Annotated in this window: 13 protein-coding genes and 1 pseudogene; 8 read left to right on the top strand and 6 right to left on the bottom strand. The window is 70.4% G+C overall.

Annotated features, from left to right (window positions below; all coding sequences use genetic code 11):
• Positions 1-3 precede the first annotated feature (3 nt).
• Positions 4-1,542 (bottom strand): adenylate/guanylate cyclase domain-containing protein, encoded by a 1,539-nt coding sequence (locus ACFOW8_RS02330; RefSeq protein ID WP_378548395.1) that lies wholly within the window; start codon positions 1,540-1,542, stop codon positions 4-6.
• A gap of 139 nt (positions 1,543-1,681) precedes the next feature.
• Here ACFOW8_RS02330 and ACFOW8_RS02325 point away from each other — a divergent pair, with 139 nt between their 5' ends.
• The 5 genes from ACFOW8_RS02325 to ACFOW8_RS02305 all read left to right on the top strand — a co-directional run bounded on the left by ACFOW8_RS02325 (position 1,682) and on the right by ACFOW8_RS02305 (position 7,902).
• Positions 1,682-2,926, top strand: coding sequence for an AI-2E family transporter (locus tag ACFOW8_RS02325; protein WP_378544687.1), 1,245 nt, complete (start codon positions 1,682-1,684; stop codon positions 2,924-2,926).
• A complete protein-coding gene (gene macS, locus ACFOW8_RS02320; protein WP_378544683.1) occupies positions 2,907-4,082 on the top strand; it encodes a MacS family sensor histidine kinase in 1,176 nt (391 codons plus the stop codon). The genes ACFOW8_RS02325 and macS overlap by 20 nt, the downstream gene beginning before the upstream one ends.
• 13 nt (positions 4,083-4,095) lie before the next feature.
• The gene (locus tag ACFOW8_RS02315; RefSeq protein WP_378544681.1) at positions 4,096-4,749 is read left to right on the top strand and encodes a response regulator; all 654 of its coding nucleotides are present in this window, start codon (positions 4,096-4,098) and stop codon (positions 4,747-4,749) included.
• Between the two features lie 72 nt (positions 4,750-4,821).
• The gene (locus tag ACFOW8_RS02310; protein WP_378544678.1) at positions 4,822-5,487 is read left to right on the top strand and encodes a DUF1707 SHOCT-like domain-containing protein; all 666 of its coding nucleotides are present in this window, start codon (positions 4,822-4,824) and stop codon (positions 5,485-5,487) included.
• Positions 5,488-5,568: 81 nt separating this feature from the next.
• Complete coding sequence (locus tag ACFOW8_RS02305) at positions 5,569-7,902, top strand: DUF2339 domain-containing protein (protein WP_378544675.1); 2,334 nt, start codon at positions 5,569-5,571, stop codon at positions 7,900-7,902.
• Between the two features lie 111 nt (positions 7,903-8,013).
• On the opposite strand, the gene ACFOW8_RS02300 is transcribed toward ACFOW8_RS02305, so the two are convergent.
• Entirely contained in the window at positions 8,014-8,655 is a 642-nt protein-coding gene (locus ACFOW8_RS02300) for an NAD(P)-dependent oxidoreductase (RefSeq protein WP_378544672.1), read from the bottom strand.
• Between the two features lie 56 nt (positions 8,656-8,711).
• Complete coding sequence (locus ACFOW8_RS02295; RefSeq protein ID WP_378544669.1) at positions 8,712-9,686, bottom strand: EamA family transporter; 975 nt, start codon at positions 9,684-9,686, stop codon at positions 8,712-8,714.
• 101 nt (positions 9,687-9,787) lie between these two features.
• Here ACFOW8_RS02295 and ACFOW8_RS02290 point away from each other — a divergent pair, with 101 nt between their 5' ends.
• Positions 9,788-10,288, top strand: a complete 501-nt coding sequence (locus ACFOW8_RS02290) for a MarR family winged helix-turn-helix transcriptional regulator (RefSeq protein WP_378544666.1) — start codon at positions 9,788-9,790, stop codon at positions 10,286-10,288.
• 1,695 nt (positions 10,289-11,983) lie between these two features.
• On the opposite strand, the pseudogene ACFOW8_RS29125 reads toward ACFOW8_RS02290, so the two are convergent.
• The 3 genes and pseudogenes from ACFOW8_RS29125 to trmB form a co-directional block, all read right to left on the bottom strand.
• Positions 11,984-14,635, bottom strand: a pseudogene (locus tag ACFOW8_RS29125) (MMPL family transporter); the annotation flags it as partial.
• On the bottom strand, positions 14,636-15,331 hold the full coding sequence (locus ACFOW8_RS02280) for an NYN domain-containing protein (RefSeq protein ID WP_378548392.1): 696 nt from the start codon (positions 15,329-15,331) through the stop codon (positions 14,636-14,638). It lies immediately after the preceding pseudogene.
• Positions 15,332-15,354: 23 nt separating this feature from the next.
• Positions 15,355-16,188, bottom strand: a complete 834-nt coding sequence (gene trmB / locus ACFOW8_RS02275) for a tRNA (guanosine(46)-N7)-methyltransferase TrmB (RefSeq protein ID WP_378544660.1) — start codon at positions 16,186-16,188, stop codon at positions 15,355-15,357.
• A gap of 166 nt (positions 16,189-16,354) precedes the next feature.
• Here trmB and ACFOW8_RS02270 point away from each other — a divergent pair, with 166 nt between their 5' ends.
• On the top strand, positions 16,355-17,455 hold the full coding sequence (locus ACFOW8_RS02270; protein WP_378544657.1) for a hypothetical protein: 1,101 nt from the start codon (positions 16,355-16,357) through the stop codon (positions 17,453-17,455).
• The gene (locus ACFOW8_RS02265; RefSeq protein WP_378544654.1) at positions 17,442-19,250 is read left to right on the top strand and encodes a hypothetical protein; all 1,809 of its coding nucleotides are present in this window, start codon (positions 17,442-17,444) and stop codon (positions 19,248-19,250) included. Before ACFOW8_RS02270 ends, ACFOW8_RS02265 begins: the two co-directional genes overlap by 14 nt.
• The last annotated feature ends 142 nt before the right edge of the window (positions 19,251-19,392 follow it).

Raw genomic sequence — 19,392 nt, 5'->3', positions numbered from 1 at the left:
GTCTCAGCCTAACGAACGAAGCTCTTTCCACTGCTCGTCGCCGGTTTCGGCGGTCGCGGACTTGGGCCAGGCCAGTCGGGTCTTCCTGCGTCTGCCACGCAGCTGTACCTCGTCGCCGGTCTCCCAATGGTCTTGCTCGCTTTCGTCGGCGAAGTACAGCGCGCTGCCCGAAGCGAGAACGCGGCCGGGTTGATCTTTGGCCAGTTCGGTGAGTCGCGACGCCTCGTTCACCGGGTCACCGATCACCGTGTATTCGAAACGATTTGCGGCGCCGATGTTTCCGGCGACCGCGAGGCCCGCCGACACGCCGATGCCGACGTCGAGGCTGCTCACCTCGCGCAGTGCCTCGCGCAGGTCGCGGGCGGCGGCCAGCGCGGCACTCGGCGCGTCGGGGCGGTCCAGTGGTGCGCCGAAGATGGCGAGGGCGGCGTCACCGACGAATTTGTTGACGAAGCCGTTGTGCCGATCGATCACGTCGACCACCACCCGGAAGAACTCGTTGAGCAGGCTCACCACCTCGGTGGGTGGGCGTTCGGCCGCGGCGGCGGTGGAACCGACCATGTCGACGAACAGCACCGCGACGAACCTGGTCTCGCCGCCGAGCTCGGTGCCGTAGTCGAGTGCGCGCTGGGCCACGTCCTCGCCGACGTGCTGGCCGAACAGTTCCTGCAGCTTGCGCCGCTTGGCGGCCTCCTCCATCATCCGGTTGAAGCCCACCTGCAGCAGCCCGATCTCGCTGCCGTCGTAGACCTCGACCTGCACATCGCGCGCGCCTGCCTGCACCCGGTCGATGGCCTGGGACAGCTGGCGCACCGGGTCGGAGATGGAGGAGCCGGTCAGCATCGACAGCGCCAGCGCCTGCATGATCACCACGCCGCACAGCAGCAGGATCGAGACCGCGAGCGACTGCGCCGAGAACTTCACCTCGGCGGAGATCTGGGTGACGCACAGCAGCACGATCGCAATGGTCGGCGCGAAGGTGCCCATGCCCCACGTCATGGCCATTCTGGTGCCGACGCCGGGGGTAAGGGTGTGGTCGAAGGTGCCCTCGGTCAGCGCTTCGGCGGCGACCGGGCGCAGAATGCGTTCGCCGAGCATGTAGGTGAAGCCGAACACGATAGTGGCGGCCATGCACTCGGTGACGATCACCGCGCCCGCCAGCTCGGGCGAGTCCACGATGATCAGCGCTGCCAGGATCCCGCCGCCGACGATCCACAGCACCAGGTGCACGATCGACTGCCGCAGCGGCACGTGCAGCGCGGCCATCTGCTCACGCCTGCTCGGCGGCCCACCGCGCATCTGCCAGCGCATCACCGGCCGCAACATCAGTGCTGAGGCGACGATGCTGAGCACCCCGGCGCACCCGAAGACCACCGCGGGCGCGAGCAGTCCGGTCTGCCTGGCGCCGCCCTCGCCTTCCGGCACCGGCAGCCCGTACTGGATGAACGCCCACACGAGGACCGCGCCGAAGGCGTTGGCCAGCAGCATCGACGTCAGATACAGCGGCCAGCGCGTTCGCATGGTCTGTTTGACCGCTTCCATGGGCGCCGACACGACCACCAATCTAGCTTCCCCGCGTGGGGTCACGACATCGCCAGTCGGACCGGGGCGCGCCGGTGCGAACGCGAGTCGGCCGGCTGACCCTGCTCTACCCGGCATCCGGCCGGTTAGGCTTTCTCGGGTGACCGACCAGAAGGTAGATGCCGCGCCGACGTCCGCGCCGTGGCGTTCGGACGCGGAAGCGGTGCACCCGCTGGTCCGCAAGGCAGCCGCGTGGTCCTGGCGGCTGCTCATCATCTTCGCCGCGCTGCTCGCGGTGGGGATGCTGGTGCAGAAGTTCGCCACCGTGGTGATCCCGCTGGCGATCGCACTGCTCGCGGCCGCCCTGCTCGCACCGCTGGTCGACTGGATGCAGCGGGTGGGGATTCCGCGTTCGCTCGGGGTGTTCGTTGCCCTGATCGGCTCGATCGGGCTGCTCGCCGGGATCATGACCTTCGTTATCGAGCAGTTCGTCGACGGTGTGCCCGGTCTGTCCAACGAGGTCACCAACAGCGTGCACAAGGTGCAGGACTGGCTGATCAACGGGCCCGCTCACCTGAGCGATCAGCAGATCCGAAACGCGGGCGACACCATCGTGCGCACCATCCAGGACAACCGCGAGAGCCTGACCAGCGGTGCCCTCACCACCGCCACCGCGATCGGGCACATCCTCACCGGCACCTTCCTGGTGCTGTTCATCCTGATCTTCTTCCTCTACGGCGGCGACCAGATCTGGAACTTCGTCACCAGGATCATCCCCAGCGCGCATCGGGAGAAGGTCCGCACCGCCGGTGAACTCGGCTTCGGCACGCTGGTCGGGTTCGTGCGCGCCACCGTCGTCGTGGCCGCCGTCGACGCGATCGGCATCGGGGCAGGCCTGGCGATCCTGCACGTGCCGCTGGCGCTTCCGCTGGCCTCACTGGTGTTCATCAGTGCGTTCATCCCGATCATCGGCGCGTTCTTCGCCGGGTTCGTCGCGGTGTTCATCGCGCTGGTCACCAAGGGTTTCGTGACGGCGCTGATCGTGCTCGGCATCATCATCGCGGTGATGCAGCTGGAGGGGCATGTGCTGCAGCCGCTGCTGCTCGGGCGCGCGGTGAGTATCCATCCACTCGCCGTGGTGCTCGCGATCGCCGCGGGTCTCGTCGTCGGCGGGATCGCGGGCGCGCTGCTCGCGGTGCCGCTGATCGCGGTGGGCAATACCGCCATCCGCTATCTGCTCGCGGACAGCCCGGAGGAGGTCTACGGGGAACTGGTCGGCGGCGAGGACCGCAGACTCTTCTCCGCCGAACCCGACCAGCCGGAGCCGGGGCGCTTCGATCTCACCCGTGCCCTGCGCAAGGAGGAACGCAAGGTGGAGTCCGGCGATGCGGACGCACACAGCTGAGCTGAGTTCGGCCGACGCGGCGACCGCGCCCCTGTGGCGGGCCGCCCAGGCCTTCCGGCTGGTCACCCTGCTGTACGCGATCGGCCAGCAGATCGCCTCGGTGCCGTACTACCAGCATCCCCGGCTGAGCTGGGTCCTGATCGCGGTGATGGCCATCTGGTCGGGCACCTCGGCGTTGCTGCTGTCGCAGTGGTACTTCCCTGCCGCGACCGGCCGGATCCGCGGCTGGGTGGTGCTCGGCGACCAGATCGTGACCGTGCTGCTGATCGCGTCTACCCGGCTGGTCGCCGACTACGACTGGTACCACGGACACCAGACCCTGCCGACCACCCTGTGGATCGCGAACGCGGTGATCTCCATGGCGATTCTGCGCGGGCCGGTGGCCGGGGTATTCGCCGGGCTCGGCATGTCGGCGGTGGTGGTGACGGTGCGCGACCAGTGGGGACAGGATGTGTGGGGCGACGCGACCGCGCCCGTGCTGGTGTCGGTCGGGCTCGCGCTCGGCCTCGCCGCCGATACCGCCCGCCGGGCCCAGGGCCAGCTGGAACGCGCGCTGCGGATCACCGCCGCCGCGCAGGAACGGGAACGGCTCGCACGCGAAGTACACGACGGGGTACTGCAGGTGCTGGCCTTCATCAAACGGCGCGGATCCGAGATCGGCGGCGCGGCAACCGAACTCGCGCAGCGGGCCGGGGAGCAGGAGGTGGCTCTTCGGGTATTGCTCTCCGAGCAGGGACAGCGGTCCGATTCCGGTGCGGCCGAAGTGGATCTGCGTGCGCTGCTGACCGCGCAAGCCAGGCCACGGGTGACGGTAGCGACGCCGGGCGATCCGGTACCGGTCGGCAGGGTGGTCGCGCACGAGATCGCCGCGGCCGTCGCCACCGCGCTGTCGAATGTCGGGCTGCACGCCGGACCGGACGCGAAAGCGTATGTGCTGCTGGAGGACACCGGTGACATGCTGGTGGTGAGCGTGCGCGACGACGGCACCGGGATCCCGGCGGGCAGGCTGGCCGCGGCGGAGGCCGAGGGCAGGATGGGGGTTTCCCGGTCGATCGTCGGCCGGATCCGCGAACTCGGCGGCACCGCCGACCTGCTGACCGGCGACGACCTCGGCACCGAATGGGAGTTCCGCATTCCGCGCCAACCGGCGCGCTGAGCGAAGGAGCGGCATGGCCGACCAGGAGATCTCGGTGATGGTGGTCGACGACCACCCGATGTGGCGCGAGGGTGTCTCCCGTGACCTCGCCGAGGCGGGCTTCGCCGTGGCCGCCACCGCGGACGGTGTCGGTACCGCCACCCGCCGTGCCGCCGCCGTGCGGCCCGATGTGGTGCTGATGGATATGCAGCTCACCGACGGCAACGGGGCCACCGCCACCGCCGAGGTGCTGCGGGTGTCGCCGAACAGCCGGGTGCTCGTGCTGTCGGCGTCGGCCGAACGCGACGACGTGCTCGACGCCATCAAGGCCGGGGCCAGCGGGTATCTGGTCAAGAGCGCCTCGGCCGCCGAGCTCGTCGACGCGGTGCGGGCCACCGCCGCAGGCCAGCCGGTGTTCACGCCGGGCCTGGCCGGGCTCGTGCTCGGCGAATACCGGCGGATGGCGACCGCGCCCGCCACCGACGAACCACACCGTCCTTCGCTGACCGAGCGGGAGACGGAGGTGCTGCGAATGGTCGCCAAGGGCCTGTCGGCAAAGCAGATCGCCGCGCGGCTGAGCCTGTCGCATCGCACCGTGGAGAACCATGTGCAGGCGACGCTGCGCAAATTGCAGCTGGCCAACCGGGTCGAACTCACCAGATACGCCATCGAACAGGGGCTCGAATAGCGGGCGTTGGCTGCGGGAATTAGGGGATTGCCCTGATGCGCCGCCCGCGCTCCCGTCGCTACCCTCGATGACATGGGCGGTCCCGAATCCCTCTCCCCACCCGGCGCCACGGCCTTCGGCCCCGTCGGCGACCGCGACCTGCGCGTCTCCGACGCCGAGCGCGAGCACGTCGGCCAGTTGCTGCAACGTGCCGTCGGGCTCGGCATGCTCTCGCTCGGCGAGTTCACCGAACGGATGGACACCGCGCTCGCCGCGAAGACCCGCGGTGAACTCAACGCCGTGCTCGTCGACCTGCCAGGTATGCGGGTGGCGGGCGCGCCCCAGCCCGCCGCGATGCCACGTCCGCGCCCGGTCCCGCCCGGCGGTTCGGTGCCTGGCCTGATCCGCAGCCGCCTGTCCGGCGTGCACCGGCGCGGTCCGTGGCAGGTACCGCCGGTGCTGCACCTGAACAACCTCATGTCCGGGGTCACCCTCGACTTCACCGAGGCGGTCATGCAGACCCAGGTCGTCGAGATCAAGGTCGACGACTACTGCACCAGCATCACCCTGGTGGTGCCCGCCGCCGCGACCGTCGATCTCAACGGTGTCGACCTCATCGGCTCCAGCATCAGCAACAAGGTCCGCACCGGCCCGCCGATCGGCCCGCTGCACCTGGTCGTGCACGGCCGTGTCCGCTTCGGCTCGATCACCGCGAAGTATCCGCTGATGGTGCAGTGGCGTCGGCTGCTGGGCGGCTGAGGAGTTCTCGCGTAGGAGTCCCACACCCCACCGGGTGTTTCTACTCATGTCACGGCGCCCGCGCTCGCCGACCATAGGGGCATGAGTACGTCGATCGATCCCGACCTCGTCGCCCGCCTCTCGGGTGAATTCACCACCCTCGGCGCAGGCATGGGCCGCCTCGGAGCCGACCTGGATCTGCTGCGCGCCCAGCTTCAGGGGGAAACAGCGCAGGTCAACGGCGGTCTCGGCGATGTGACGGCACCCGCCGACCCCGCGTCGCGACGGTCTGTGGACACCTCGGGAGCGATGGCCGGCCCGCGTACGAAACCGGAGCGTACCGATTCCGCCGTTCCGAGCGGCCTCGGCGACCGAACGGTCGCCCAAGGCGGGACGCCGGAGCCTCCGTCCGGTGGGACCCAGCTGGTGACCGGCGGCCAGAGCGGTGCTCGGGACATGTCGAGCGGTCAGGCGCGGCAGCTGCCGAATGAGGTTGTGCCGGAAGGGGGTGCGGGGCGTCCGGTAGTGACGGGCCCGCCGGTAGGGGGGCTTGGTGGAGCCGGGTCATCGAGTGGGATGCCCGCAGGCGCGCCGTTCGGGCCCGGTGGGGCAGCTGGGCTGACCCCGCAGGGGCCCTGGTCTGGTGGCGCGCCGATAGCTCCTGGCGGATGGGGTGGCGCGATCGCACCGGGCGTGCCGGCGCACGGTCGGCAGCCGATGGGTCCCGTGCCGCAAGGCGGTTCGTATCGACCCGGCTACGCGGGGCAGCCGATGGCCTGGGGCGGGGGTCCCGGCCCGCGGGCCACTCGTGCGCCGCGGACTCCGTGGTGGCAGCGGGAAGGAGTGATCTCGCGGGCGCTCGCGGTGGCCGGGGTCGGGGTGACGCTCATCGGTGTGCTGATGTTGCTGGTGCTCGCCGCGCAGGCCGGGTTCTTCGGGCCGGTGGCCAGAGTGGTTGCGGGGGGAGTTTTCTCGGCGGTTCTGGTGGGGGCCGGGTGGCGGGTGTTCGGCAGGCCGGGTGGCCGGGTCGGTGGTATCGCGCTGGTGGCGACCGGGATCGCGGGTGGCTATCTGAACGTCGTCGCGGTGACCGCGTACTACCACTGGGTGCCCGCGGGGATCGGGTTGGCCGCGGCCCTCGCGGTAGCGCTCGGCGGGGTCGGGCTGGCGATGCGGTGGCAGTCGCAGCCGCTGGCGGTAGGGGTGGTGCTCGGTGCCGCGGTGTTGTCGCCGGTGCTGACGATCGAGCTCCTGCTGCTCGGCTTCCTGGTGGTCTTGCAGGCGGCGGGCGTGCCCGTGCAGCTACGACGGGACTGGCCGGTCCTGCATGTGGCGCGCACCCTGCCCGTGGTGCTGGCGGCGCTGGCCATGATCGCGCTGAACGGTCTCGCCGCCGCGCTCTCGGGTGACGAGGTGGTCGGGCGCGGCGGATTGCTCGCCGCGGTGGTCGTGAGCGCGGTGGTCGGGCTGGTGGGTGCCGTCCTCGCGGTCCGGCGCACCACGGGCGACATCACCGCGAGCGTCACCATCGCGCTCACCGCGCTGCCGGTGCTCGCTGTCGCGGTTCTGTTCGATCGAGTGGCGGCCGCGTCGATCACCGGCGTGCCTGCGGCTGTCTTGCTCGGCATCGCCGCGACCGCGCTCGTCCCCGCCTTCGCGTACCGCCTGCCAGGGCATACGACGCTGGTCGCGGCGCTCACCGGTGCGGTCGCCCTGCTGCTGACCTGTGTCAGCGGCACCGGCGCCGCCCCGCGTCTGCTGCCGACGGTGCTCGGCGCGGTCGCCCTCGCCTTCCTCGCCGTCGCCGCCACAACCGGTACCAAGGTCGGTGCCTGGCTCGGCCTCGCGTTCGCGGCACTCGGCGGCTGTGTGCTCATGGCCATGGCGGACCCGGAAACGCTGGCACAGCAGCGCCTCGCCGATCAGCGACTCGATCTGGCGACGGCGGTCGCCGCGGTGCTCGGCCTCGGCGTCGCGGCGATGGTGGCCTGGACCGTGCCGCGCATTCCCGGCTGGCGGGACCGGACGCTGGTCACCGTGGTGTGGATCGCGGTGAGCGTCGGCGGCCTGTACTCCGTGCTCGTCGCCGCGGTATCGCTGGGAGTGACCCTCGGCGCGGCAGACGGTTTCGTACTCGGCCACAGCATCGCGACCATCGTCTGGATGGCGGCGGCGACCGTTTCGCTGTTCTACGGTCTGCGCCGGATCGGTGACGCGCCCGCGGTGGCGAAGGTGTGTCTGGTCGCGGGACTGCTGGTGGCGGCCGCCGCACTGGCCAAACTGTTCCTGTTCGACCTGGCCACCCTCTCCGGCCTGGTCCGTGTCGCGGCCTTCCTGGTGGTCGGAATCCTGCTGCTGCTCACCGGAACCCGGTATGCCCGTGCGTTCGCCGATTCAGCCCCTGGCACGCGATCGAGCGAGGCCGCCGGTGAGTGAATCACGGCGCCTCCGGAAATCGGCAGAGACCGTGCGCCCACGCGGTGTTGCTGTACTCGGGCTCGGCCGATGGCGGTGGGCGGTGCGGAGCGCCCGATCGCGATGGTTCGGTCAGTATCCGGCGGTGAACCGGGTGCGGTGGTGTTCGGGGCGTTCGGCTTCGTCGAGCAGGACGACGGCGAGATCCGCTATCGAGATGCTGGAGTTCCCTTCCGCGTCGACGAGGAGCTCGTCGGTGCCGAGGCGGTAGCGTCCAGTCCGCTCGCCGGGTTCGAGGAGGGCAGGCGGGCTGAGGTAGGCCCAGTCCACCGAAACATCCTGTGCCGCACGGAACACCGCGAGCTGCTGGTCGCAGGCGGTGGCGATCGGCTGGAGGTGATCGGGAAAGTCCGGCTGCTCGCGCAGCGTCTTCCCGGTCCCTGCGACGCGGAGGCTGCCGGCACCGCCGACGACGAGCAGCCGAATTCCACTGCCGGACAATCCTTCCAACAGAGCGGCCGCGACCTCGGCATGCTCGTGCTCGTGACCGGGGACCGGGCGCGTCGCGCCGATCACCAGGTCGGTCCCGGCGGCGGCCGCGATGACCTGGTCGGGGCTGGACGCGTCTCCGGCCCGCGGCTCGACCCGGTCCGGCAGTCCACGTAGCCGTTCGGGATCGCGGGATATGGCGCGCACCCGGTGTCCGCGCGCCAGCGCCTCCGCGACGACGCGACTGCCGACATCGCCAGCTGCTCCGAAAACCGTGATGAGCATGGGGATTTCCTCTCATGAGTAGATGTGGGCTCCATCGGGAGCGGCGAGATCGGTGGTCAGCGGGCAGGCGAAGGTTCGTCGCTCGGCGACCGCGGCCGCGCGACCTGGCTCGGGACCGGCTTCGTCGTTGCGACGGGTTCGGCCCTGCGCGACTGTTCGGTGGCGCCGAGTTGACCGAGCACCGTGCCGCCGAGCGCGATGAAGATGCCGAGAACCTGGATCGGAGTGAGAGATTGACCGAGGGCCAGCCAGCCGATGACGGCGGCTGAGATAGGGCTCAGCAGGCCGAGCAGCGCCGCCGAACCGGCCTGCATCCGGGTGAGGCCGCGGAACCAGAGGGCGTATGCGGCGATCGTGCCGAGGATGCCGAGGTAGAGATAGCCGCCGATGGCGCGACCGTCCAGTGCCGGCGGCGCACCCTCGAGCAGGAGGGCGACGGGCAGCAGCAACAGTCCGCCCGCCGCCAGTTGCCAGCCCGCCATGGTGAGTGGCCCGACACCTTCCGGGCGGCCCCAGCGTTTGGTGAGCACGGTGCCGGCGCCCATGGACACCGCACCGGCCAGACCGGCGAGTACCCCGGCGGTGTCGAGGGCCGCGGTGGCCTTCAATACCACCAGCGCCACGCCGAACAGTCCGATCACGCCGGCGGAAACCTTGTGGGCCGTGGGCTTTTCGCCGAGGAGCAGTGCGGCGAGTCCGAGCGCGAACAGTGGTTGGGCCGCGCCGAGCACCGCGGCGACACCGCCGGGCAGCCGGTAGGCGGCCAGGAACATCAGTGGGAAGAACGCGCCGATATTGAGGAGGCCGAGCACGCCCGCCCGCCACAGCCAGGTGCCGCGCGGCAGCACCCTGGTGGCGGCGAGCAGGAGCAGTCCGGCGGGCAGCGCGCGCATGAGCGCGGTGAACAGCGGGCGGTCGGGCGGCAGGAACTCGGTGGTGACGGCGTAGGTGGAGCCCCATACCAGCGGGGCGAGTGCGGTCAGGGCGAGGGTGCCGGGGTAGGTAGCCGCTCCGGCTCGCGCGGTGGTCATAGCTTCGCTCCTCATTGATAATCTCAATGTTGAAATAAAAGCAGGCAAGTACTTCAACGTCAAGTATCTTGATGTTGAGATTATTTCCGGGAGGAGTGACGATGGGTGACGCGGTCGACCAGATCATTGCGGCGTGGGGCGAGGTGCGACCCGACGTGGATGTTGCCCCGATGGCGGTGGTCGGGCGGATCACCCGCCTGTCACGGGTGCTCGAACGCGACCTCACCGAGTTCTTCAAGGGTCACGGCATGGAGTTCTGGGAGTTCGACGTGCTCGCCACCCTGCGCCGTTCCGGCGGCCCGGAGGGACTCACCGCCGGAGCGCTCAACCGAGCGGCCATGGTCACCTCGGGCGCCATCACCAACCGCATCGACCGACTGGCCGCCAAGGACCTGGTGGTGCGGGTGCCTGACGCCGTGGACCGTCGCTCGGTCCGCGTGCAGCTCACCGACAAGGGCCGCGCCCTGGTGGACGAGGTGCTGCCCCTGCACATGGCCAATGAGCGGCGGCTGCTCGGCGAGCTGTCCGCGGGTGACTCCGCCGCGCTGGCGAATCTGCTTCGCGCGCTTGCCGAATCACTCGGCGATACCTCGCTCACCTAGGTTCGCGAGTGCGCGCCTCTGTCCTTATCGCTGCGTGCTTGCGAGCGCGCGAGCCGTGCACCGACCGCGTCGCTCGGTATCGGCCGAGTGTGCGTCCGGCAGTGCTGCAGTCCGGCCACGCACCGAGCCACTTTGCTATTCGGCGTCGTCCTCGCGGCGGCGCAGCAGCTCGTTGACGCTGACCGTGCGCCCGTCGCCACCGTGATGCCGCCCCTCGTCGGCGGCGGTGGTGCCGCGCCGCGAAGACCGCAACTGCGCCATCCAGTTCTCGATCTCGTTCCTGCTGTCGTTCGAGTCTTCGGATTCCGGTGTGGCGGCGGCACTGTCGTCGCGCGCAGCCGGCGGCTGCGCACTCGGCGCGGGCACGGCGGTGAACCCTGCCGGAGCCTGCCACTGACCGGCCGCGCCATCCGGTGTTCCATCGCCCTGCTGAGCTCGCGGCTCACGAGGCATCTCGGCGGTCTCGGCTTCGGACGGGCCGGTCGGCACCGCGGTGAAGCCCGGCGGGGCGACCTGCGGCCGCACCACGCCCTGATCACCGGCCGAGAACCGGTCATGCCCCTCGGCCTCCGGTGTACGGAATCCGCGCGATGGCTCCGGAGCGGTTCCCTCGCCGATCGCACCTGGCGCGATGAGGCCGTCCACCGGCGCGGACGGCTCGGCATGACGGAGTCCGGGAGTGTGGACGCCGTTGCGCGCGGCCCCGTCGTTTTCGTCAGCGCCCGGTACGGCGGCGTCATCGAGCCGGTGGGCCGAGCTGTGGTCGCCGTGTCCGGCTGCGGCAGCGGTGAATCGGTCCACGGCGGCACTGTCGTTGCCGTGAGCGGCGGCGTCATCGCCGGTGCCGAGTTCATCGGCCGTGGTGGGCGTGATGGTTCCGAACGTGTGCGCGGTGGCGGGGCCGTCGAACCCGCTCGCTGTGCCGTCGGTGGACGCGTCGCCGACGAATCCGGTGGGCGAGCCGACCTGTGCCGAATCGGAATCCGGCGCACGGAACCCGTTCGGCGCGGTGGGCGCGGGCCAGGGAGGTGTCGATGGAAGCGGCTCCACCGGCACCGGAGTGCCGAATACGCTTCGGGCCGAGGATTCCTCGGCTGCCGCATCCCGCGCTGGACGGCCTGCTGGCTCCTCAGCCGCCGGATGGTTCTGGTCTCCGTGGGCGGTCGGCCGCGGCGCGGGATCGGCGGCCTGCGGCACGATTCCCCGCGAATCCGATTCGGGCGCAGACCCTTCCGTGGTCTCATGTCCGGAGTCGGTGACCGGGGTGAACCCGCTGAAGGTGCCACCCGCAGGCGGTTCCACCGATCGTGGGATCGGCGTGACAATGCTCGGTGGCCGCGGCGCGGGGTTGCGCGGCACCGGCGGAACCAGGCCGGGCGGCGGCGTGACAATGCTCGGCGCGGGCGGGGGGACGATGCCGGACGGCGGAGTCTGCACATTCGGTCGCGTCGGGTTGACGATGCTCGGCCGCGCGGAATCCACCGGGGGAGTTCCGGGCGCGTCTTCGGGTGTGGACACCCGCGGCGTCACCGGAAGGTCGACGGCGGGTGGGGTGTATCCGGCAGGCGGCTGCACCCGCGCGGCTCCACGCGGCGGCGCGGCATCGAATCCGCCACCGAGTCCACCGGGAGTGTCGGTCGCTGTGGAGTCGGCACCGCCAGCCACGCCGGAATCCCTTGAACCGGCCTGACTTTCCGGCGTACCTGGCGCATCGGCCGTCCTGCCCGGCTCCGGGATCGGACTATCGCGGTGCGCCGATCCGCCGGAGGCGGACGCCGAATCCGTCTGTCCTGGAACAGAATCGGGCAGCTGTGTATCGGGTTTCACGATCGGCAGCACCTGGGTCGGCTCGCCGCCGGGCTGCGCGGCTTCCACCGGGCCTGCCGTGGTGTCACCACCGGACCTGCGCGGCAGCTCGCCGGAGAGCATCGGCGCGCGTGGACGCGTCGGATCCGGCGACATCTGCGCGCGCGGGCGCGCGGGCTCGGCGGCCTCCACGATCTTGTCCATGCGCTGGGTCGGGGCCTCGGCCTCGATCTCGGCGACGGTGCGCGGCCTGCGTGGCGTCTTGGCCAGCTTGCTGTCGGGGACCGAGGCCAGCTGCATGGTCGGCGGGTCGGTGATCGGGGTGGTCTTCACCAGGTCGACAACGGCGCCCTTCTGCGGTCGCTCGTCGTCGAGGATCGGCTCGCCGAGCCCGATCTTCTCCTGAATCCGCTTCATCCACTTGGGCGCCCACCAGCAGTCGTCGCCGAGCAGCTTCATGATCGCGGGCACGAGCAGCATGCGCAGCACGGTGGCGTCGATGAACAGCGCCGCGATCATGCCGTAGGCGATGTATTGCATCATCACCATGTCGGAGAACGCGAACGCGCCGGTCACCACCAGCAGGATCAGTGCGGCCGCGGTGATGATGCGGCCGGTCTGGGCGGTGCCGATCCGCACCGCCTCGGTGGTCGAGGCGCCCTGGGCTCGCGCCTCGACCATGCGTGAGACCAGGAAGACCTCGTAGTCGGTCGACAAGCCGTAGATGATCGCGATGATCAGCATCAGCACCGGCGCGCTGATCGGCTGCGGGGTGAAGTTGAGCAGCTCGGCACCGTTGCCGTCGATGAAGATCCAGGTCAGGATGCCAAGCGTGGAGCCGAGCCCGAGCGCGCTCATCAACGCCGCCTTGATCGGCAGCACCAGCGAGCCGAAGGTCAGGAACATCAGCACGAAGGTGGAGAACAGGACGATCAGGATCATCCATGGCATCAGTTCGAGCAGCGTGTCGATACTGTCGGCCATCAAGACGGGCTGACCGGTGACATACATCGTGACGCTGTCGGGCACGTCGATGGCCCGTAGATAGTCGATGGTCGGTTCGGCGTCACCTGTCGGATCGATCAGGGTCGCCGAGGTACGGTAGACGGTGCGATCGTCCGGCGGGTTCGACGGCACCGCGAACGGCTCGACCAGCCCGGGGGCCTGGTTGGCCTGCTTCCACACCAGACCGATGGCGTCGGTGTCGGCCTTGTCGCCGTTCTCGACGACGAAGACCAGCTGGATCGGATCGGTCTTCTTCTGCGGGAAGATCTCGTAGAAGTGCTCGAGCGCGACTCGGGTGGGGTTGTCGGGCGGCAGGTACTTCTCGTTGATACCGCCGAAGGCCAGGTTCTTGACCGGGATGATCAGCAGCAGCAGGCCGACCGTGACCGGGATCGCGACCTTGAGCGGATGCCGCATCACCCAGCGGGTGAGCTTGCCCCAGAAGCCGTTCTCGATCTGCTCGGCGGTCTTGTCCTTGCGGAACCGCTTGAGGCCGAGCATGTCGACGCGCGGGCCGAGGACGCCGAGCATGGCGGGCAGAATCGTCACCGCGGTCAGCGCGGCGAGCGAGACGGTCGCGATGGTGCCGTAGGCCACCGACCGCAGGAAGCCCTGCGGGAACAGCAGGACGCCGCCGAGGCTGGCGATAATCATGGTCGCCGAGAAGACCACCGTCCGACCCGACGTCACCACCGTTCGCCGGATGGCGGCCGGAGTGTCGTAGCCTTCGGCCATCTCCTCGCGGAACCGACTGACGATGAACAGGCCGTAGTCGATCGCGAGACCCAGACCGATCATCGAGACGACACCGGTCACGAACGAGTTGACCTCGGTGAAGTTGGTCAGTGTCATCACGATGCCGGTGGCACCGACGATCGTCAGACCGCCGATGATCAGCGGCAGGCCGGCCGCGACGATGCCACCGAAGATGAAGAACAGCAGCACCGCCACGGCGGGCAGTGCCAGGACTTCCATGCGCTTGGTGTCGTGCGCGATGGTGTCGTTGAGCGTGACCCCGAGCGGCTGCAGGCCCGAGACCTCCACATCGACGCCGGGAATGTAGAACGCGTCGGCGACCACCCGGTAGTTGGCCATGACGGTGGTGTCGTCGTCACCGACGATGGCGATAGAGGCGAAGGCGTGCTTCTTGTCCTTGGACCCGAACGCCGACGGCACCGCGGGTGCGTCGCCCACCCGCCAATAGGTGCCGTTGATCTTGTCGACCTGGTCCGGGTACTCGGCGACGACCGAGTTCAGATTGTCGACGATCTTCTGCTGGAACTCCGGGTCATCGATCGTTTTGCCCTCGGGCGCGTTGTACACGACGATGACGTCGGCGTTGTGGTCGCGCCCGAACGCGGCGTCGGCGATCTCGGCGCCCTGCACCGACTCCGAGCCTGGATCGAACCAGCCGCTCTGCGTCAAACGCTCGTTGAGGCCGGTGCCGTAGGCGCCCAGCGCCAGCAGCGCGCCACCGACCACGACGATGACGGCGAAGCGGAACCGATAGACCAGATCGCCCCAGCGGGTGAACACTTAAGCGACTCCTTGACCAGGGCGAGACGTGAGCAGTGCCGACAGCGGCCGGAACGGCTGCAGCCAGGCACCCTCGTCGGGCAGCGAATCGAGGCTCACCCGCGGCAGCGGTTCCCGGAATACACCGGGGATGTCCTCGAGATCGACGAACTCGAGAGTATCGGAAGCGACAGCCCAACTAGCGTGCTCACGGAAACCGAGAACCTGAGCTGGGATTCCCTTTGCCGCGATCGCCTCGAGCGGTTCCCGGAAGGCTTGGCCGTCGGCCGAGGCGACCATGATCCCGGCCAATCCGCCGGACTGTTCGCGGAGCGCGATGTGGGCGAGCATATCGGCGTCGACATCGGAGTCCTCGTCGATCTTCGGTTTGGCGAAGACCGCGAAACCCACGTTCCGTAGCGCCTCGACCCACGGCCGCACCACATCGGCGGTACCGGGGGCGATATTGGTGAAGACCGTGGCCTCCGGCGCGACCCGGCCCTTCGCACCGACCGACAGTTCGGCGGTACGGGCGAGCAACCAGCGGCCGAGCGCGTCGAAACGGGGCCGGTAGGCGGCGGTGGGACGGCCACCGAGGATGGCGCCGAGGCCCATGTCGAGGTTCGGCGCGTCCCAGACGAGCAGGACACGCCGCACATCGGAGCCGGAGCTGCCCAGCGCCTCGCCGCCGGCTGCTCCGTGGGGGATTTCCGGCATCTCGGTGGCGATCTCACTCACGCTCATCTGTCGATCTTCCCCCATATGAACTCGTTGATGACGCTACCGGCGCGCAGACCTTTGCCCTCGAACTTGGTGACGGGCCGTTCGAAACCGATCGGCGCGGTGACGCGGGCTGCCTCGCTGTCGCCGCCCGTGGTGTCGTTCAATCCGGTGAGCAGCGGTTCCGCCGAGCCTACTTCGAGAATGTGCTCGGCGTAATCGGCATGGTCGGTCGCGACGTGCAATACGCCGCCCGGCCGCAGCCTGCTGGCGATCAGCGCGAAGGTCGGCGCCTGCAACAGTCTGCGCTTGTGGTGGCGCGCCTTGGGCCACGGGTCGGGGAAGAACACCCGGACGCCGGTCAGCGACTCCGGGGCAACCATGTTCTCGAGCACATCGACGGCGTCGCCGCGCAGCAACCGGATATTACCGATCTCCTCGCGCTCGATCTGCTGGACCAGCTGGGCGAGGCCGGGCTGGTAGACCTCGATGCCGACCAGATTCAGGTGCGGTTCGGCCTTGGCCATGGCCGCCGTCGCGGTACCGGTGCCACAGCCGATCTCGATGACCAGCGGTGCGCTGCGCCCGAACCAGGCATCGGCGTCGAGCGGCTCGTTGGCGACCTCGCGGCCGATCACCGGCCAGGTCCGCGCCCAGGAGACCTGCTGGTTCGGTGTCAGCGCGCCGCGCCGCGAGCGGAAGCTGGTGACCCGCGGGTACAGGCGCGACCCGGTGGTCGAGCGGCGACCTGCCTCGTAGGGGAGCTCGGACAGGCCGGGGCGGGCGACAGCGGTGGACGGCTGCCCCGGCACCGACTCGGCTTGGTGGTTGGCGGCGTCGTTCACATCGCCCATTGTCCAGCATGCGCCGAGCTACGTCGCAGGCGCGTGCGCACGTGCGGGTCGCGCGCGCCTGCGCGCGTCCGTGTTGCGGCGGTGTTGCCCCAGGTCGGCTGACGGTTCGCGCGGACCGCCGCGTCATCGATCTGACAGAATGCCCTCCGAAAAGGGGGTGTGCGGCATGACGACAGCCACCGAGATCGGTCGGGCCGACCAGCTCGATCAGCTGATCACGACGCTTCGCGCGGGCCGGGGCGCGGATCCGGCGATCGCCGACCGGCTCGACGCCGCGGTCGCGCGCCGACGGCGACCGCTGCGGATCCAGGTCGCCGGGCGGGCGTCGAGCGGGCGCAGCACGGTCCTGCGCGCGCTGGCGTTGCTGTCCGCGCAGGAGACGGCACCGGTGGACCAGCCGGGCGAGCCGGATCCGGTGCTCGACGGTGATCTCGTGATCTACGTTCTCGCCGGTGCGCCGCAGGCCGCCGACCAGCGATTGCTCGCCACCTTGCCGCCTGGGCGTGGGGTCGTGGTCCTCAACAAGGCCGACGCGGTGGGGTCGCGCTGGGGCGAGGCCGTCGCCGCGGCCGAACGATACGGGCGCGAACTCGGCCTGCCCATCGTGCCGGTGGTCGCCTCGCTGGCGGCGCGGACCAGGGCAGGCACGGTGGACGCCGCTGATCGCACCGACCTGCGCAGGCTGGCCGTCGGGCCGGATGTGCCGTCGGTGCTGGCCGCCGAACTGTTCGTCGGCAGCGGCTCCGACCAGGACGCCCGCAGGCGGCTGCTGGACAACTGGGATCTCTACGGCGTCGATTGCGCGCTCACCGCGCTGCGCGCCGATCCCGAGCTGAGCTCGACCGCGCTGATCCAGCTCCTGCACGCGGCCAGCGGTGTCGATCCGCTGCACCGGCTGGTGCACCGCCGCTACGAACAGGTGGAGGCGGTCCGTGGCGGTGAACTGCTCGACGAGCTGATCCGGCTGGCGGCCGGCGCCATGCAGGCAGACGGTGGCCGCGCCCGCGAACTCATCGAGCACTACCTCGACGGGGACGACGCGCTGTGGATGGGTCTGTGCGCGGGCCTCGCCTGCCCGCAGGTCGCCCACCTCGCCGCGGGTTACCGCTCGCCCGCGCCCGCCGACGCCGACGAGGCGCTGGCCCGCGCCACCCGCTGGCGCGCCGTCGTCTCCAGCGACATGCCGCCGACCGCACGCCGCGCGGCCCTGCGCGTCCACAACGGATACATCCGCGCCTGGGAACGGATGAGCAGTGCCGGACTCTGACAGACCGGCGCCCCCGACCGCACCGGACGGCCCGGCGACCGACACCGACACCCCGGCGGATACGGGCGAACCCGACGTCACCACCGTGCCCGGACTCCGCCGGGCGGTGCCAGGCCCGGTAGGTCGGCCCACCGCGGTCCCCGGCCGGGGCGCCGGGCCGCCGGTCGGGCCGGATTCCGGGGGTGCGGGTGCGTCGGACGTGCCCCGCGACGGTGGCCCGACCGGCGAGGCAGATTCCGGCTATGCGCCCGCGGCCAGCGGTCGCGCCGACTCCGGGATGCGGTCCGAGCAGGCGGGCGCCGTGGCGACACCGGCTGTGCCGGACCGGGTCGACACGCTGCCCGCGGAGCTGACTGCCGTGATCGGCCGCTGGAATCCGCAGGGTGCGGCACTGTTGCGCGCGGTAGCTCAGCCCGAGCCGGCACCGGGGACCGGATCGGGGGTCGTGCTCTATGCCGTCGACGACGCCAACACCACCCTGCTGCGCACCGAACTGGCCCGCTTCGAACCGCGGATCGACCTGCTCGACCCCGCCACGGCCGCCCCTGCCTGCGCGCTCGTCCTTTTCGACGCGGGCAGCGTGCTCGGCGCCGACCTGCTCACGCTGATCGATCGCCTACGCGCCGCCGACCGGCGGATCGTGCTCGCCATGAACGGCTTCCACGCCTATGCCGACTGGCAGCGGATCAGGGAGCGCAGTCTGGCCCTGCTCGCCGCTCGCGGCTGCGCCGACCTCGACATCATCCCGGTCTCGGCCCGCCTCGCCGCCGCTGCCCGCGCGGCCGACGACTCCGCCCTGCTCGACCGTTCCGGGCTGGCGGGCCTGCACGCCGCGCTGGCCGCCGCGACCGCGCGTGCGCCCGCGGTGCGGGTCGACCGCGGCGACGCGGTGCTGGCCAGGGTGCTCGCCGAGACCGAGGCCAGGATCACCGAACAGCTGGGCGCCCTGCGAGCGGGCACCGAGTCGAGTGGGATCAGAGCGGAACGGGTCGCGCTGCTCGCCGAGCGTGACGGCGGCCGGCAGACCGGCCTCGCCGCGGTACGCAGTCAGGTCCAGCTGGCGCGCGTCGACCTGACCACCGAGGTCGGCGCGTCGATCCGCGCGCTGCACACGCGTTCGCGCACCGAACTGGACCGCTGCGACCGCGCCGAGCTGCGCGCCTACCCGCGCAGGCTGCACCACGCCGCGGCCCAGCTCTCGACCGCCGTCGACGTCGCCATCGACGACCGCGTGATCGAGACGGCCCGCCGTGTCGGCACCGCGGAGCCCGCCGCGCGCAGGCACGATCCGGCGCCGAACCTCGGCCCCGACCCGGATCCGCGGCACCGGGGTGTCGAAGATCACCTCATGATCGCGCTCGGCGCGTCGGCTGGGGTCGGCCTCGGCCGATTGGTCGTCGCGCCGCTGTCGCTGGTGCCCGCGCTCGATGCCGCGACCGTCCCGGTGACGCTGCTGCTCGGCGCAGGCGTGGCCTACTGGGTCGTGCGGGCACGGGCCCAGCTGGCCGAGCGCAACCACCTCGCGCAGTGGGTCGCCGAGGCGCTGGTGAATCTGAAGGCCCTGCTGGAGCAGCGTGTCGCGGCGGTTCTGGTGGATGTCGAGGCAGAATTGGCCGAGCACGTGGTCCGCGAATCGACGGCGCGGGCGGTCGAGGTGGACCGGCGCGTCGCCGAGCTGGACGCGCGGGCGCGGCGGCTGGCCGCCGAACGTCCGGCACAGCTGACGGCGTGCGAAAAAGACCTCGCGGTGCTCGCGCGTCACCCGAGCACGATTGTTCGACCCACCGGTGGGTAATTATGAGGGAACCCGATTCCGTATCGATCGTCATATCGCGTTAACCTTTAACCAGGAACCTGGGCGTCCGCTCCGTGCCAGTCGAACGCGCGGCCTCCGTCCATGGACGGCCACGTACGTCGTCCATTTGGGGTTGTGCGGT

It is taken from the genome of Nocardia rhizosphaerae, assembly GCF_042650365.1.
Lineage (GTDB): Bacteria > Actinomycetota > Actinomycetes > Mycobacteriales > Mycobacteriaceae > Nocardia > Nocardia rhizosphaerae.
This window is presented reverse-complemented; position numbering and strand designations above follow the sequence as displayed.

What these genes read in the sequence shown, in the direction of transcription:
- ACFOW8_RS02330 (WP_378548395.1), bottom strand. Translation starts at nt 1,542, where the DNA reads ATGGAAGCGGTCAAACAGACCATGCGAACGCGCTGGCCGCTGTATCTG.
- macS (WP_378544683.1), top strand. Translation starts at nt 2,907, where the DNA reads ATGCGGACGCACACAGCTGAGCTGAGTTCGGCCGACGCGGCGACCGCG.
- ACFOW8_RS02315 (WP_378544681.1), top strand. Translation starts at nt 4,096, where the DNA reads ATGGCCGACCAGGAGATCTCGGTGATGGTGGTCGACGACCACCCGATG.
- ACFOW8_RS02310 (WP_378544678.1), top strand. Translation starts at nt 4,822, where the DNA reads ATGGGCGGTCCCGAATCCCTCTCCCCACCCGGCGCCACGGCCTTCGGC.
- ACFOW8_RS02305 (WP_378544675.1), top strand. Translation starts at nt 5,569, where the DNA reads ATGAGTACGTCGATCGATCCCGACCTCGTCGCCCGCCTCTCGGGTGAA.
- ACFOW8_RS02300 (WP_378544672.1), bottom strand. Translation starts at nt 8,655, where the DNA reads ATGCTCATCACGGTTTTCGGAGCAGCTGGCGATGTCGGCAGTCGCGTC.
- ACFOW8_RS02295 (WP_378544669.1), bottom strand. Translation starts at nt 9,686, where the DNA reads ATGACCACCGCGCGAGCCGGAGCGGCTACCTACCCCGGCACCCTCGCC.
- ACFOW8_RS02290 (WP_378544666.1), top strand. Translation starts at nt 9,788, where the DNA reads ATGGGTGACGCGGTCGACCAGATCATTGCGGCGTGGGGCGAGGTGCGA.
- ACFOW8_RS02280 (WP_378548392.1), bottom strand. Translation starts at nt 15,331, where the DNA reads ATGCCGGAAATCCCCCACGGAGCAGCCGGCGGCGAGGCGCTGGGCAGC.
- trmB (WP_378544660.1), bottom strand. Translation starts at nt 16,188, where the DNA reads ATGGGCGATGTGAACGACGCCGCCAACCACCAAGCCGAGTCGGTGCCG.
- ACFOW8_RS02270 (WP_378544657.1), top strand. Translation starts at nt 16,355, where the DNA reads ATGACGACAGCCACCGAGATCGGTCGGGCCGACCAGCTCGATCAGCTG.